At 42.3% G+C, this 14936-nt stretch carries 15 protein-coding genes; 7 read left to right on the plus strand and 8 right to left on the minus strand.

All coding sequences use genetic code 11. From position 1 onward, the window contains the following. Positions 1 to 8 precede the first annotated feature (8 nt). Positions 9 to 1130, plus strand: coding sequence for a cysteine desulfurase family protein (locus tag Hs20B_RS06800; protein WP_172356911.1), 1122 nt, complete (start codon positions 9 to 11; stop codon positions 1128 to 1130). A gap of 15 nt (positions 1131 to 1145) precedes the next feature. Next, the gene (locus tag Hs20B_RS06805; RefSeq protein ID WP_172356913.1) at positions 1146 to 1487 is read left to right on the plus strand and encodes a DUF1831 domain-containing protein; all 342 of its coding nucleotides are present in this window, start codon (positions 1146 to 1148) and stop codon (positions 1485 to 1487) included. Between the two features lie 140 nt (positions 1488 to 1627). Here Hs20B_RS06805 and tuf read toward each other — a convergent pair whose 3' ends face one another. Next, positions 1628 to 2824, minus strand: a complete 1197-nt coding sequence (tuf, locus tag Hs20B_RS06810; protein WP_172356915.1) for an elongation factor Tu — start codon at positions 2822 to 2824, stop codon at positions 1628 to 1630. A 196-nt stretch (positions 2825 to 3020) separates the two neighbouring features. Here tuf and Hs20B_RS06815 point away from each other — a divergent pair, with 196 nt between their 5' ends. From Hs20B_RS06815 to zwf, 4 genes are all read left to right on the plus strand, one after another. After that, entirely contained in the window at positions 3021 to 3218 is a 198-nt protein-coding gene (locus Hs20B_RS06815) for an SPJ_0845 family protein (protein WP_172356848.1), read from the plus strand. Beyond that, positions 3208 to 4116 carry a permease gene (locus tag Hs20B_RS06820; protein WP_172356917.1) on the plus strand — a complete coding sequence of 303 codons (909 nt, stop codon included), beginning with the start codon at positions 3208 to 3210 and terminating at the stop codon, positions 4114 to 4116. The genes Hs20B_RS06815 and Hs20B_RS06820 overlap by 11 nt, the downstream gene beginning before the upstream one ends. Further along, positions 4113 to 4919, plus strand: coding sequence for a TIGR03943 family putative permease subunit (locus Hs20B_RS06825; RefSeq protein WP_172356918.1), 807 nt, complete (start codon positions 4113 to 4115; stop codon positions 4917 to 4919). The genes Hs20B_RS06820 and Hs20B_RS06825 overlap by 4 nt, the downstream gene beginning before the upstream one ends. 63 nt (positions 4920 to 4982) lie before the next feature. Next, the gene (gene zwf, locus Hs20B_RS06830; protein WP_172356920.1) at positions 4983 to 6467 is read left to right on the plus strand and encodes a glucose-6-phosphate dehydrogenase; all 1485 of its coding nucleotides are present in this window, start codon (positions 4983 to 4985) and stop codon (positions 6465 to 6467) included. A gap of 35 nt (positions 6468 to 6502) precedes the next feature. Here zwf and Hs20B_RS06835 read toward each other — a convergent pair whose 3' ends face one another. From Hs20B_RS06835 to Hs20B_RS06860, 6 genes are all read right to left on the minus strand, one after another. Beyond that, positions 6503 to 8338, minus strand: a complete 1836-nt coding sequence (locus Hs20B_RS06835; RefSeq protein WP_172357024.1) for an APC family permease — start codon at positions 8336 to 8338, stop codon at positions 6503 to 6505. Positions 8339 to 8558: 220 nt separating this feature from the next. Continuing rightward, positions 8559 to 8882: a hypothetical protein gene (locus Hs20B_RS06840; protein ID WP_172356922.1), complete on the minus strand. Its 324-nt coding sequence runs from the start codon at positions 8880 to 8882 to the stop codon at positions 8559 to 8561. Beyond that, positions 8882 to 9511, minus strand: a complete 630-nt coding sequence (gene upp, locus Hs20B_RS06845) for a uracil phosphoribosyltransferase (protein WP_172356924.1) — start codon at positions 9509 to 9511, stop codon at positions 8882 to 8884. Before upp ends, Hs20B_RS06840 begins: the two co-directional genes overlap by 1 nt. A gap of 78 nt (positions 9512 to 9589) precedes the next feature. Beyond that, positions 9590 to 10753: a MalY/PatB family protein gene (locus Hs20B_RS06850; protein WP_172356925.1), complete on the minus strand. Its 1164-nt coding sequence runs from the start codon at positions 10751 to 10753 to the stop codon at positions 9590 to 9592. 7 nt (positions 10754 to 10760) lie between these two features. Continuing rightward, entirely contained in the window at positions 10761 to 11858 is a 1098-nt protein-coding gene (locus Hs20B_RS06855) for a cystathionine gamma-synthase (RefSeq protein ID WP_172356927.1), read from the minus strand. Positions 11859 to 12009: 151 nt separating this feature from the next. Further along, the gene (locus tag Hs20B_RS06860) at positions 12010 to 12882 is read right to left on the minus strand and encodes an aldose 1-epimerase family protein (RefSeq protein WP_172356929.1); all 873 of its coding nucleotides are present in this window, start codon (positions 12880 to 12882) and stop codon (positions 12010 to 12012) included. A 145-nt stretch (positions 12883 to 13027) separates the two neighbouring features. Here Hs20B_RS06860 and Hs20B_RS06865 point away from each other — a divergent pair, with 145 nt between their 5' ends. Then, positions 13028 to 13594: a TetR/AcrR family transcriptional regulator gene (locus Hs20B_RS06865; RefSeq protein ID WP_172356931.1), complete on the plus strand. Its 567-nt coding sequence runs from the start codon at positions 13028 to 13030 to the stop codon at positions 13592 to 13594. 37 nt (positions 13595 to 13631) lie between these two features. Here Hs20B_RS06865 and Hs20B_RS06870 read toward each other — a convergent pair whose 3' ends face one another. Then, complete coding sequence (locus tag Hs20B_RS06870; protein ID WP_172356933.1) at positions 13632 to 14921, minus strand: XcbB/CpsF family capsular polysaccharide biosynthesis protein; 1290 nt, start codon at positions 14919 to 14921, stop codon at positions 13632 to 13634. Positions 14922 to 14936: the final 15 nt, after the last annotated feature.

The raw sequence follows: 14936 nt of genomic DNA on the forward strand, positions 1-14936 counted from the left end.
GTCATCATATGATTTACCTCGATAATGCTGCAACCACACCAGTTCTACCTGAAGTGGCACAAGATATGTTTGACGTTCTGACCACTACTTTTGGCAATCCGTCAAGCATTCATAGCTACGGTCGGGCTGCTGGTAAGGTTGTTCGTGATGCCAGAAAAACGATTGCAACCATCCTTGACGTACCCGTCAGAAACCTGATTTTTACATCAGGTGGCTCTGAGGCCAATAACCAAGCCATCATCGGCTATGCGCTTGCTAACCGCGACAAAGGCAACCATATTCTAACAACCGCTATCGAACACCATTCTGTACTTCACGCAGTCGAATACCTGCGTGATCGCCATGGTTTTGAGGTGACATTTGTCAAACCGCACGCCGATGGTAGCTTCACTGCTGATTTGATTGCAGATGCTTTGAGAGATGATACGATATTAGTTTCAACCATGTATGCCAATAACGAAACAGGACAGATTTTGCCAATTGCTGAGATTTCGCAGCTACTTACCACGCATCAGGCAGTTTATCATGTTGATGCCGTGCAAGTCATGGGAAAAATTGCGGTTGAACCCGTCGCACTTGGCATTGATTTCTTATCTGCCTCAGCCCACAAGTTCCACGGACCAAAAGGCGTTGGATTTCTTTATCACAGCGACCTAAAATTTGATAACCTCATTCACGGCGGTGACCAAGAAGAAGGGCGGCGTGCTGGTACTGAAAATATTCACAGTATTGTTGGCATGGCACGAGCACTTGCTATTTCAGCTGAAAATCTTGAGACTAATTTTGATAAGGTCACTGCGCTCAAGACGCAACTTTTGTCAGAATTGCAAACTCTTGACTTCTACACCAACCATTTCGGCGAAGCCGTCATGCCACACGTCTTAAATCTCGGATTTCCCGGTGTCAATCAAGACTTACTGCTGATGAAACTCGATTTGCAAGGCGTTGCTATCTCGACTGGATCAGCTTGCACGGCAGGGGCAATTGAGCCATCACACGTACTTGCGGCAGTCTATGGAGATGATGACATCAAGCTCAAAGAATCCGTCAGAGTTTCTCTGTCTGATATGACCACTTCTGATGAGATCCACGGATTCATCAAGATTCTGACCGATATTTTACAAGGATGAAAGGAGCCTCATCTCATGGCTTTCGTAACTGAGAAACACCTCGATGACAGCCGCTATACTTATAAGTTGTCACCAAAAATCAAAAAATATACACTTGCTGATACGACTTTTATGAAAAATAAAGTCGGCAACTTTGAACTCAGCCGTGTTTTGGAAAACGTCCCAAACTCTGGCGAAGGACCGCTGCTTAAAATCACAGTAAAATCTGATCTGACAGGCTTCAAGCTGTCAATCACTGACAAGTCAGGTCTTAGAAATATCAATATATTCAAATCTGTCGATAACAAAATCATCCAAGATAAATTCTATTTTCAGCTAGATGCACTGGTTGATCGCAATATTTTTACCAAGGAATGACCCAAAAAAGAGAAACTCGCAAGTGAGCTTCTCTTTTTGATTGCTTATATTTCCGACGCAAAAAAGCACCCAGACCAAAGTCTGAGTGCTTTTCGTATCCATTGTCCGACCAATAGATAGTTACGGAAGTCTAAAATGAATTAAGCTTCGATTTCTGCTACGATACCTGAACCAACAGTACGGCCACCTTCACGAATAGAGAAAGTAGTACCTTGTTCAACGGCGATTGGGTGGATCAATTCAACGTCGATAGAAACGTTATCTCCAGGCATTACCATTTCAGTACCAGCTGGGAGTTTGATTGAACCAGTTACGTCAGTTGTACGGAAGTAGAACTGTGGACGGTAGTTATCGAAGAATGGCGTATGACGGCCACCTTCTTCTTTAGACAAGATGTAAACTTCGCCTTTGAATTGTTTGTGAGGTGTGATTGAACCTGGTTTAGCAATAACTTGACCACGTTCGATATCGTCACGTTGAACACCACGAAGAAGGACACCTACGTTATCGCCGGCCATACCTTCGTCAAGTTGTTTACGGAACATTTCAACACCAGTTACGACTGCAGTTGCGATATCTTCTTTGATACCAACGATTGCGATTTCGTCATTGACGTGAACTGTACCACGGTCGATACGACCTGATGCAACGGTACCACGACCAGTGATTGAGAAGACATCTTCGACTGGCAAAAGCAAAGGTTTGTCAGTGTCACGTTCTGGTGTTGGGATGTATGAGTCAACAGTATCCATCAATTCCATGATGATATCTTCGTATTCAGTGTCGCCTTCAAGGGCTTTAAGAGCTGAACCGATGATAACTGGAGTGTCATCGCCTGGGAAGTCGTATTCTGAAAGGAGGTCACGGACTTCCATTTCAACGAGTTCAAGCAATTCTTCATCGTCAACAAGGTCTTTTTTGTTAAGGAAAACGATCAATTTACCAACACCAACTTGACGTGAAAGCAAGATGTGTTCACGTGTTTGTGGCATAGGACCGTCAGTTGCAGCTACTACAAGGATCGCACCGTCCATTTGGGCAGCACCTGTGATCATGTTTTTAACGTAGTCCGCGTGACCTGGCGCATCGATATGGGCATAGTGACGTTTTTCAGTTTCGTACTCAACGTGAGCAGTATTGATTGTAATACCACGTTCGCGTTCTTCTGGCGCAGCATCGATTGATGCGTAGTCTTTAGGTGTGTTTACTGATGAAGGCAAACGACGTGACAAAACAGTCGTGATTGCAGCAGTAAGTGTAGTTTTACCATGGTCAACGTGTCCGATAGTACCGACGTTTACGTGTGGTTTCGAACGATCGTATTTTTCTTTAGCCATTTTTAAAAATGTCTCCTTTAGAATAAAAAATATATTTTTTAGACAGACTGCGCATTACGACAATCTACCATTACTCTTAATTATAAAGGATTTTTGAAAAAAAGCAAGCATTTAGCGATAAAAAGATTATTTTTTGTCTATTTTCAGGAAAATGGTGTAAAATAAGCATATAAGACCTACTAGAAAAGAGAAAAAAATGGCACTAACATTCAAAAAACGTGATGATTTGGACAAAGTTTTGGGTGACTTGGCAGCACTACCGCCCCAAGTTGAAATCAACGATCTTGAAAAAATCGAAAAAACTTCTGATAAGAAGGTCAAATCTCCAGAAGACTTTCTGAAAAACACCGATACGCAAGAATCACAAGAAGATAACGTGCAAAATGCTAAGTAATTTACCAGATGCGGTCTCACAACTAGCTGCGATCTTTCTATCTATTATTATAGAAGCTTTGCCTTTCGTCCTGTTTGGTTGCCTGGTGTCTGGTTTTATTGAGACCTACCTCTCACCCGAGATTGTCTACAAGTTTTTGCCCAAACAACGCTTTTTACGTGTGATTGTGGGCATTATCGCGGGCTTCTTTTTTCCATCCTGCGAATGTGGCATTGTGCCCATCGTTAACCGTTTTTTAGAGAAGAAAGTCCCATCTTATACAGGTATTCCTTTTTTGATTGCGGCGCCGATTATCAACCCTGTCGTGCTCTTTGCAACGTTTGTTGCTTTTGGCAATTCCTTTAAGTTTGCCTTTTTGCGTCTGTCTGGTGCCTTAATCATTGCTTTAGTGGTCGGACTTGTACTGGCTTATTTGCTTGGGGATGAACCGATTCTTCTTGCAACTCAATCTCATGATGCACACGATCATCATGACCACACTCACAGCCTTAATCGTGGTCAAAAGTTCTGGTCCGCCTTGTCGCACGCAGTCGATGAATTTTTCGACACAGGACGCTACCTGATTTTTGGGAGTCTTATTGCGTCAACGATACAGGTTTTTGTGCCAACAAAATGGCTGACCAGTGTCACGCACAACCCCTTTACGGCGATTTTGCTCATGATGCTTTTTGCCTTACTACTATCACTTTGTAGCGAGGCAGATGCCTTCATCGGCGCTAGTTTACTCAACCTTTTTGGTACAGCACCGATTATTGCCTTTCTGCTTTTCGGGCCCATCATCGACATTAAAAACTTACTCATGATGAAACGCTATTTCCGCTCACGCTTTATCGTAAAATACGTGCTCGGCGTCTCATTTCTCGTGATTATGATTGGAATGGGGGTGAGCTTCCTATGATTCGTTTTTTGATTTTATCGGGTTATTTTGAGCTCATGATGTATCTACAGCTCACAGGTAAGCTCAACCAGTACATCAATACACATTACAGCTATCTTGCGGTGCTTTCTGCCATCCTATCCCTGATTTTAGCGATTGTACAGCTGATTAATTGGATGCGACGCACGACGCATGATAGTCACGGTTTAACACGTTCTGCAAAGGTTATCTCAATTATCTTGCTTGCTTTGCCGCTACTTTCATCTGTTGCCATTCCGTCTAAAACGCTTGATGCGACGATTGTCTCAGCTAAAGGCTTTAACTTTCCGCTAGCAGAAGGCTCTGGCGACTCCTCTGATGGCACGCAGATTCAGTATTTGCAGCCAAATACAAGCCTTTATTTCACAAAATCTGCCTATGATAAGATTATGAAAAAAGAGCTTGCCAAGTACGAGGATAAGTCCGATATTACGATTACCACGGCAAATTACATGGAAATCATGGAATTGATTTATAACTTTCCAGGGACATTTGAAGGAAAAACAGTCAGCTACTCCGGCTTTGTCTACAATGATCCGACCGACACTAGTGCCCAATTCCTCTTTCGATTTGGGATTATTCATTGTATTGCTGACTCTGGTGTTTTCGGCTTGCGAACGCTTTCTGACGGCAGTTCTTATCCTAACAATACTTGGATTAAGATTACAGGTCAGATTCAGATGGCTTATTATGCACCGTTCAAGCGTGAAATTCCGATTGTCAAGCCTGAACACATTGCCAAAATCCAAAAACCTGAAAATCCGTACGTTTACCGTACTTTTTGACCGCTATCTAGCGGTTTTTTTGGTATAATTAAAAGAAGATATAAACAATTTTGGAGAAAATACATGAGTAAAGCAGTGTTTACAATATTTGGCGCAAGCGGTGACTTAGCTAAGCGCAAACTCTATCCGTCACTTTTTCGTCTTTACAAATCTGGCGTTCTGACGGAGAACTTTGCTGTGATTGGGACAGCTCGCAGACCTTGGACTAAGGACTTTTTTGAGGGCGTTGTCTTGGATGCGATTGCTGATTTGACAACATCAAAAACTGAGGCCCAGCAGTTCGCCTCACACTTCTACTATCAAAGTCATGATGTTGAGGACGCTGCACATTATCATACACTAAAAGTCCTGCAAGAAGACCTTTGCAAACGATACGAAACTGATCATAACAAAGTCTTCTTTCTAGCCATGGCGCCTCAATTTTTCGGAACCATTGCAAGTCATCTCAAGTCTGAAGCTATTGTTGATGGGCAAGGCTTTGAGCGCCTGATTATCGAAAAACCTTTCGGCACTGATTTAACTAGCGCAAAAGCACTTAACCAGGCACTTTCTGAGACATTTAACGAAGATCAGATTTTCAGAATCGACCACTATCTCGGCAAAGAAATGATTCAAAATATTTTCGCCGTTCGTTTTGCAAATATTTTATTTGAACATGTCTGGAACCGAGATTTTATCGACAATATCCAGATTACATTTGCAGAGTCTATCGGTGTTGAAGACCGGGGTGGCTATTATGATCAATCTGGCGCCTTAAAAGACATGGTGCAAAATCATATCTTACAAGTGCTTTCAATCCTCGCCATGGATAAACCAGCGTCATTTTCAAGCGCTGATGTGCTACCTGAGAAGATCAAGGTCCTAGAAAATCTACGCATGCCAGATGACAAACTCATCGTTGAAAACTTTGTCCGTGGTCAATACCAGGCGGGTCATATCAACGAAAATGACTACCCTGCCTATATTGATGAGGCATCTGTCGCTCCTGACTCTAAAACTGAAACATTTGCAAGTGGTGTATTCTTTGTAGACACCGAGCGATTCCAAGACGTTCCCTTCTTTTTCAGAACAGGTAAACGCTTGACTGAAAAAGGAACGCGGATCAATATCGTTTTCAAAAATGATGCCAATATCTTCTCACAAGAGGTCGCACAAAATATCCTCACGATCTACATCCAGCCAACTGAAGGTTTCTCTCTTCAAGTCAATGGTAAAGAAGTCGGCAAAAATTTTGCTATTGAACCTGTCAAACTTGATTTCCGTCATGACGCAGATGCGCTTGGCAACTCACCTGAAGCCTATGAAAAACTCATGTACGACGTGCTAAATGGCGACTCAACCAACTTCAGCCATTGGCATGAAGTCAAGGCGTCATGGACTCTGATTGATGAGGTAGTCAAGGCTTGGCAAGCTGATAAAACGCCGCTTAGCTATTACAAAGCTGGGTCAATGGGACCACGTGAAAGCTTTGACTTGCTTGAAAAATACGGCACCAGCTGGATTTGGCAGCCAGATGTTTGGTATCGTGACCGTGATTTATTACAATGATAAAAAGCTGATTTCAAATTTGAAATCAGCTTTTCTTATTTTTTCAAATGGTAAGAATAGTTTGACACGACGACATTATCACGCCAGCTCAGGTAAAATCGCATGCGAACTGACATTTGATTGTGCAGGACATTTTGCCATGAGTGCTTTGGTACAAACTGTGGCACGACGATGGTCACCGTGTGATTTTTTTTCTGTGCTGACTTAGAAATCAAGTCAACATACCGTACGACAGGCTTCACAATATCTCGATAACTTGACTCAACAATCGAAAATCGGACGTCTGGATACATTTTTTTAAAATCTGCTTGAACTTCTCTATCTTTTTCAAGTGTTTCTTTGGTGGAAACGTGGACTGCGACAACATCTGTGCCGATAGACTGCGCATAGCTCATCGCACCAACGGCAACATTTGTCATATTTCCAACTAGGACGATAACGGTATTGCCTGTAAAAGTCTGCGCAACAACGCGATCTTCCAGCCGAAGTTGACGTGCAACCTCGGTATAATGGCGCTTAATCGCATAAAATATGGCAATCAAAATCGGCATAACCACGAAAAATGGCCAGATGTCTGCTAAACGGAAAACCAGTAAAATCAGGACAATCACAGCAGAAATCGCTGCACCGACAATATTTGATGTTGCGCGGCGCCAAAACAGCTTGCCCGCCTCACGGCGCCATTTGACCACCATGCCAGTTTGCGACAAGGCAAATGGTATAAACACACCAATCGAATAGAGCGGTATCAAGCGCTCGGTCGATCCGTTAAAAATCAAGAGCAGCACCGCAGCACCCGCAGCAAGACTAATGATGCCATTAGAATAACCGAGTCTGTCGCCTTTTTCCATATACATGTGAGGCATGTATTTGTTTTTAGCTAAGTTATAGCTGAGCATGGGAAAAGCTGAAAAACCTGTATTGGCAGCAACAGCGAGAATCATTGCCGTTGAAAATTGAAAAATGTAGTAAAAGACTTTACCAACACCCGAAAAATCGAAAATATCATGTGCCACTTGGGACAAAACTGTCGAATGACCACCAGGTACAACCCCTAAATAGTAGTTCAAAAAGGTAATGCCGACAAAGAAAATCCCCAAAATACTTGCCATAAGCACCAAAGTTCCCGCAGCGTTACGCGCCTTAGGCTTTTTAAAAAATGGCACAGCATTTGAAATCGCTTCAACCCCTGTCAGACTGGCTGACCCGCTAGAGAAGGCTTTCAACAGTAAAATCACTGAAATACCAGGCACAGCACTCCCGACGTGGCTAGTGGCATTATAGGACAAATCGCCAGTCAGAACACGCAGGAAGCCCACAATAATCAAAAGCACAGTCATCGTGACAAAGGTGTAAACTGGCACCATGAGAAAACCTGCGGACTCACGCAAGCCACGTAAGTTCATAAACATGAGCATGAGTACGAGGATAATCGAAATGAGCAGGTTATAGGGATGGAGACCAGGAATCGCTGAGGTAATGGCATCTGCTCCCGCAGACACTGACACCGCAACGGTCAGCATATAGTCAACAAGCAAACTACCACCTGCAACAAGGCCCGCATTGGCACCGAGATTTTCAGTCGAAACGACATAGGCACCGCCACCCTGCGGATAAGCATGGATGATCTGCCGATAGCTGAGCGTAAGGGCCGCAAGCAAGATCAACACGACACCAGCAATCGGCAAGCTATACCAAATGGCTGCTGCCGACAAGGTCAGTAAGACCGTGACAATCTGCTCAGTCCCGTAGGCAATGGACGACAGCGCATCGCTCGATAACATGGCCAAAGCCTGCAGTTTTGTCAACAGATGACTGTCATCATCCGTCGATTTGAGCGGCTTTCCGACCAAAAGTTGTTTCACATTTATTTTTTTCAAAGTTCACTCCGTTTTGATTACTAGACCAATTTCGATAAAAAAAGCTGTCTATTTTTACCCCAGCCTATCTAAATATTATAACACCTCAAGGGGGAAAATTAAAGTATTTGCTTAGGAAATATTAGCTAATATTAGGACATCGGAGCGAAAATTATTTACTCATATCTAAAAAAATCATGCCGTGTTTTTTTGACACTTGCATGACTTTCTACTAAATGTTGTCCTTCACTTGATAAAATCGCTCTACCAAAGCCTCAAATTCACTTCTGACGGCTGCTTTATTGCTATCATCCGGCGTGAAAAACTTGATAGGAGTTGCCGTCATATCTCGGTAGAGCAAAAATGTGATGTCATCGTCTGACGACAGCTGAAATTTGATTGCGGGCTTACTTTCAAAAGTCCCACAGTAACCTGACACGGAAAACTCCAACTCATAGATGTCATTGTCAAACTGCTGCACGCGATAATAACCGTCAGAGATGAAAACCCTGCTGTCGCTAAAATGTGTCAGCACATATCGGAGTTTATCCACCATTATTTTGTCCCAAAAAGTCGGTCGCCCGCATCTCCCAGACCTGGCACGATATAGCCGTGTTCGTTAAGTTTTTCGTCAAGCGCTGCAGTGTAGATGTCAATGTCTGAATGTGCTTCTTGCAAGGCTTTTACGCCTTCTGGCGCCGCAACCAAGCAGACGAATTTGATGTTTGATGCCCCACGTTTTTTGAGTGAGTCAATAGCCAAAATGGCTGAGCCGCCCGTCGCAAGCATAGGATCAACAACAAAAATCTGACGTTGGTCAATATCCTCAGGCAATTTGACCAGATACTCAACTGGTTGCAATGTTTCCTCATCACGGTACATGCCGATGTGACCGACCTTTGCTGCGGGCACCAATGACAGAATGCCGTCAACCATGCCAATCCCAGCACGTAAAATCGGCACAATGGCTAATTTTTTCCCAGACAATGTTTTTTGGACAGTCTTTGTGATTGGTGTTTCGATTTCAAGGTCTTCGAGCGGCAATTCGCGGGAAACTTCATACCCCATGAGCATGGCAATTTCATTGACCAGTTCACGAAAATCCTTAGTTCCTGTTGACGTTTGACGCAAAATTGTAAGTTTGTGTTGAATCAGCGGATGTGTAATAACTTGAAATTTTCCCATTTTAGTGAGACCAACTTTCTGATTGTATTTACTTTATTATATCAAAAAAACTGCGGATTGGCAGTTTTTCTTGTGTCCTTACTCAGGCAGGCAGGCGACAATGCGCTCCGTTGCTGCTTTCACATGTTCAAATGGCGCTGCAATATTTAACCTGGCGTGTCCGACACCTTCAGGTCCAAAGCTTGACCCGTCGTTTAAGATGACTTTTGCTGTCGTGCGCAGACGCAACTGCAATTCTTCGTCAGAAATGCCATAGTCACTGAAATCCAGCCAAACTAGATAGGTCCCTTGCGGCTTCATGACTGTCACGCGCGGTGCGTGTTCGGCAAAGTAATCAATCACATAGTTGACATTGGCTTCAAGCACTGTTTTAAGTTCCTGCAACCATTGTTCACCATACCGATAAGCAACTTCTGTGGCAATGAGCCCAAGCGTCGAAATTTCGTGTTGGTTATTGGCGAGTTGACGCGCCTTGAAAGTTTTTCTAAGTTCATCGTTTTCAATGATTGCAAAGGAATTTTTCGTCCCAGCAATGTTGAACGTTTTTGTCGCACTAGTCAAAATCACTGTAAAATCGCTGAAATCACCGACCGTGTTAATACTGTGTTGTTGATTGTCAAACAAAGCCAAATCTTGATGAATTTCGTCAGAAACCAAGATAACGTCATGTTTCCGACAAATCTCAGCAACTTTTGTGAGTTCGTCAGACGTCCAAATACGGCCTCCAGGATTGTGGGGGCTACAAAAAACATAAAGTTTGACCTGATTGTCCACAATATCACGCTCAATCTGATCAAAATCAAGGGTAAATAGGCCGTCAGAAACGACCAAAGAATTCGTCACGAGTTTGCGGTTATTGAGCTTAACTGTTCGGGCAAATGGTGGATAGACAGGTGTGTTGATGAGTACGGCATCATTTTCCTGCGTGAAAGCCTGCACACTTACCGAAATCGCAGGCACAACACCTTCTATCAAGACGATTGCATCCTTGCCAACGGCATAACCATGCTGTGTTTTTTCCCAGTCGATGATTGCGTCAAAAATGCTTTCTGACGGATAGGCATAGCCATAAACACCATAGTCTGCAAATTTTTCAAAGGCTTCGGTCATCTCTGGAAAAGTTTTGAAGTCCATATCGGCTATCCACATCGGCAATATCTCACTATCAGCCTCAGTTTCTCGCCATTTTACCGAATGGTTGCCCAGACGGTTGGGCGATGTTGTAAAGTCGTAGTTGCTCATATATCTGCTATCCTTTCAAGGCGTTCGCCAAGTCCTGAATCAAGTCATCTGCATCCTCTATCCCAATCGATAGGCGCAGCAAATCATCCGTCAAACCATAGCTTGCACGCACATCAGCAGGGATATCGGCGTGAGTTTGCGTCGTCGGATAGGTGATCAGCGATTCAACACCACCTAAACTTTCGGCAAAAGTGATGACAGAAAGGCCGTTGATAATAGCCGGAATCCTACTTTCATCAACCACCTTAAACGAAATCATCCCGCCACGTCCGGTAAACAGCACTTCCTTTACGGCTGCGTTGTGCGCAAGAAAATCAGCGATTTTACTAGCATTTTCAGTCGCGCGCTTCATTCTCAAGGACAATGTTTTGAGACCGCGCATGACGAGGTAGCTATCAAAAGGTGAGAGAACAGGACCCGTCGTATTGAGGTTATAGATGAGCTTCTCATAGAGCGTTTCGTCCTTGACGATGACCGCTCCAGCCAGTACATCATTGTGACCAGACAGGTATTTTGTCGCCGAATGTACAACAATATCTGCCCCTAAAACAAGTGGCTGCTGATAAATCGGCGTGTAAAAAGTATTGTCAACAATGACTTTTGCACCATTTTCATGTGCTTTTTTGGCTACTTTTTCAATATCAACTTCGATCATGAGCGGATTTGTCGGTGTCTCAATATAGACAACATCTGTTTCAGGTGTGATTGCAGCAAGCATTTCAGCTTCTGTCACGACATAGTCAAAGCTGTAAATACCACGTTTTTGCTGATCATTGAACCAACGAAAAGAGCCACCATAGAGGTCACGTGATGCAACGATTTTCGAGCCAACAGGAAAGATTTCAAGTGCGAGCACGATAGCTGACATACCTGAGCTTGTGGCAATGGCAAAATTACCTGCCTCAATCGCAGCAAGCGCTTCTTCTAAAGTCGCACGTGTCGGATTTTTTGTCCGCGTGTAGTCAAAGCCGGTTGATTTCCCAAACTCTGGATGCTGATAGGTTGTTGAAAAATGGATGGGTGAGATCAAGGAACCTGTCGCTTCATCATGGTTAATACCGATGTGGGACAAAATCGTATCTATTTTTTTAGGAGTTGTTGTCATGATTTACCTCGTGTTCTAACCTTTGTTATCGTTATATTTTACCACTTTTTAGGTGGCAATAAATAGGCTCGTCATAAAAAAAAATTATGGCCAACTTTAGAATATTAAAAGCAAGCCCATCTTGCGACAAACTTACTCTTATTGATTTGATTTAATTGATTTCAATCGTGTAGCCCGCTTTGAATTTTTTACCTGGCGCAAGGGTGTTAATCCCAAATTTCGTTGATAACTCACCGTCGGTATTTTCATCATCAGCAATGCCACACCAAGGCTCGATGCAGACAAATGGCGCTTCTCTCGGATAAGGGCTCCAGAGACCGACAAAAGGCATGTTTTCCCACGAAATCTTAACTGATCGGCTATTAACAGAGTTTGATAAAGTCACTTGCGTGGCACCGGGCGTCTCAAAAATCAGGGCGTCATCCTTAAACAACTCACGTGTCAGCGGAAACTCACTTGCTGTCACTGTGTGCTTTTCATCGAGTTTAATCGTGCCCGCTGCGGCATCAAGTGGGATAAATTCCCGTTTTTGAGCTGGACTAATGGTTAATTTATAGTCTTCAAAACTGCCATTTTCAAGCGGCACATTAAAAGCTGGATGCGCACCAATCCCGAAATACAAGTCTTTATCATCTTGATTTTTGACCTCCCATTTAACGCTCAAGCGATTTTTTGTGAGTTTATAGCTAACACGCAAACGAAAATCATAGGGATAGACTCGTTTTGTTTCTTTGCTGTCTTTGAGTTCGTAGACTAGCTCATCCTTATCGCTGTCAATCAATTCAAACTCGTTATCACGTGCAAAACCGTGCCCTGATAGCTGATAGGATTTTTTATCTAGCGTGTAGGTCCCGTTTTTTAGCTTGCCAACAATTGGAAATAGGACAGGTGCTTGACGTCCCCAAAACTCAGGATTTCCCTGCCAGAGGTATTCGACATTGTCTTTTTTGATTGAGTGTAATTCTGCGCCAAAGGTGTCTATGGCGAGCGTTAAGCTGTCATTTGAAAGTTTACTAGTGGTCATAAAAATGCTCCTTTTGTGATGTTGTAAGTGATTTAAGTCTATTATAACACTTATTATCAGTCATTGTCTTTTAAAAATGTCTTGTAAAAACTTGCTTTATTCGTTATTTTATTGTATAATAAATAACAAATACCTGGAGAGAAAAATGGCAAGAAATAAAACAATTTTTAAGGAAGATATTTTAAATGCGGCTGAGCGCTTCATTCTCGAAAAAAGTCCACGTGAACTAACAGCTCGTGCTTTATCCAAATATATGAAGATTTCAACACAACCTCTATATGCTGAGTTTGAAAATATGGCAGAACTCAAAAATGAGTTATTTTCTCATATTTATTACCGTTTGCAAACAGAAGTTTTTAATAAAAAAACACACGATGATCCAATTATCAATTTATCTTTGAATTATATCAATTTTGCTCAGGAAAATCCTAAGCTGTTTCGAGCCATCTATCTGGAAAAACATGGCGGTGAAGACAACTCCATCAATGAATTTTCTTATAACATTTTTCGTAGTCTCATCAAAGACACGCCAAGCTATGCAAATTTGCCAGAACAACAGATTAACAGTCTCCTTACTGGCACTTGGATCGTCTCAACCGGCTTTGCAAATCTCATTGCAAGCGATACCATTAACCCCAGCCAATCTGAAATCGTCTCATTCCTACAAGATGCCATCCATGATGTTTTAAAGATGCGGATTATTAAGCCTTGATGTCTAAACAAAAGAATCCAATTTTGATTGGATTCTTTTATTTTGTAATTCTTAATTTTGAAATACGATATTTTTTTCCGACTTCATAATCTGATGTATTGATTTTTAACATAAACCAAATACCGCCAATGCCAAGCTCAGCAATGCCTTGATCAGAAAAATTGAGACCAATATCCGCTTTTCGACCATTTGTAACGCTAATTTTAACTGGACTATCCGATTGAAGTTCGATCTTATCGGCATTTGAGATGGCGCTTTTGAGTACCAAAAATGACGATTTATTTTCTGCAACATCTTGTTTTTTTTCAATAACTAATTGACCATTTTCGGCTGAAAATCTAAAATATCGGGTATCAATCGGGTACTCAATATCAAAATCATCAGATAACTTGCCTGTATTTTTGGCAATCTCACCACGATCAATCTCAAGCAGCGCTTGATTAATCTCGCTATTATAATAAGGAATACTTCCAGCAATCAACTCACCATGTTTCATCTCACTAAAAAGTTTAGCATCTAAGTCGATAATATCCAGGCGATCGTTGGGAAGCCGTGTCAAATAAGGATAGGTGATGGGCACCTCAGAATTTGTCACAATCGTAATTTTCCGATTTGAGTCAGTTGCCTTAAAGTAAGGCTTGATGTAGTTAATCAAGTCGGGCTCAATATCATCGCGCAGAAAAAAGCGGTCATCCAAGTTATAGTCATAAACGAGCGAAACGATTGGATCTGTCACAACTGCTCTATAGCCACCCACAAAAGCATGTAGAATAGCACCAAAACCGCCGCGACTTGACCCAATCAAAACGACATCATCTATTGAAAGCGCCAAGTCACGCATCACTTTTTTGATTAGTAAATCCGTTTCTTCGATAAATGTTGGGTAATTTGGCGTATTGAGATACATTGATCCAACTGTCATATTACTATCAGCCAGCCTTAAAATATAGGTATTTCGCGCAAACACCGATTCACCAATGTGAAATTCAGCGCCATCAGAAAACATTCTGGTACTAGCTTTAACGGCCGAAAGGCCAAGTGAATTAAAAATGACAACTAACTTTTTATTAAAAAAATCAATTTCTTTTTTCGGTGGCGTCAGGCGATACTGAATATTGCCAAAACGTTCATAGCCAAAATCCAAACTCGCTATCTTAGTAAACTGATATTTACCTCTACCAGCATAACCATTTAATGTATAGCCCTTTCTTGCGTAGCCTTTTAGCTTTTGATAGTTCGTCAGATTATTTTGACGTGTAAACGTCCTCAAACCCTTTTTATCATCAGGAAATGTCTCCCAAAACGAAGCCTCTTGACCTTGTGTCACAATATTCTCCTTTCT

The organism is Pseudolactococcus insecticola (assembly GCF_011170065.1).
Taxonomy (GTDB): domain Bacteria; phylum Bacillota; class Bacilli; order Lactobacillales; family Streptococcaceae; genus Pseudolactococcus; species Pseudolactococcus insecticola.

Excerpts from the sequence above, each read along its gene's own strand:
- Hs20B_RS06800 (WP_172356911.1), top strand. The coding sequence starts at position 9 with ATGATTTACCTCGATAATGCTGCAACCACACCAGTTCTACCTGAAGTG.
- Hs20B_RS06805 (WP_172356913.1), top strand. The coding sequence starts at position 1,146 with ATGGCTTTCGTAACTGAGAAACACCTCGATGACAGCCGCTATACTTAT.
- tuf (WP_172356915.1), bottom strand. The coding sequence starts at position 2,824 with ATGGCTAAAGAAAAATACGATCGTTCGAAACCACACGTAAACGTCGGT.
- Hs20B_RS06815 (WP_172356848.1), top strand. The coding sequence starts at position 3,021 with ATGGCACTAACATTCAAAAAACGTGATGATTTGGACAAAGTTTTGGGT.
- Hs20B_RS06820 (WP_172356917.1), top strand. The coding sequence starts at position 3,208 with ATGCTAAGTAATTTACCAGATGCGGTCTCACAACTAGCTGCGATCTTT.
- Hs20B_RS06825 (WP_172356918.1), top strand. The coding sequence starts at position 4,113 with ATGATTCGTTTTTTGATTTTATCGGGTTATTTTGAGCTCATGATGTAT.
- zwf (WP_172356920.1), top strand. The coding sequence starts at position 4,983 with ATGAGTAAAGCAGTGTTTACAATATTTGGCGCAAGCGGTGACTTAGCT.
- Hs20B_RS06840 (WP_172356922.1), bottom strand. The coding sequence starts at position 8,882 with ATGGTGGATAAACTCCGATATGTGCTGACACATTTTAGCGACAGCAGG.
- upp (WP_172356924.1), bottom strand. The coding sequence starts at position 9,511 with ATGGGAAAATTTCAAGTTATTACACATCCGCTGATTCAACACAAACTT.
- Hs20B_RS06850 (WP_172356925.1), bottom strand. The coding sequence starts at position 10,753 with ATGAGCAACTACGACTTTACAACATCGCCCAACCGTCTGGGCAACCAT.
- Hs20B_RS06855 (WP_172356927.1), bottom strand. The coding sequence starts at position 11,858 with ATGACAACAACTCCTAAAAAAATAGATACGATTTTGTCCCACATCGGT.
- Hs20B_RS06860 (WP_172356929.1), bottom strand. The coding sequence starts at position 12,882 with ATGACCACTAGTAAACTTTCAAATGACAGCTTAACGCTCGCCATAGAC.
- Hs20B_RS06865 (WP_172356931.1), top strand. The coding sequence starts at position 13,028 with ATGGCAAGAAATAAAACAATTTTTAAGGAAGATATTTTAAATGCGGCT.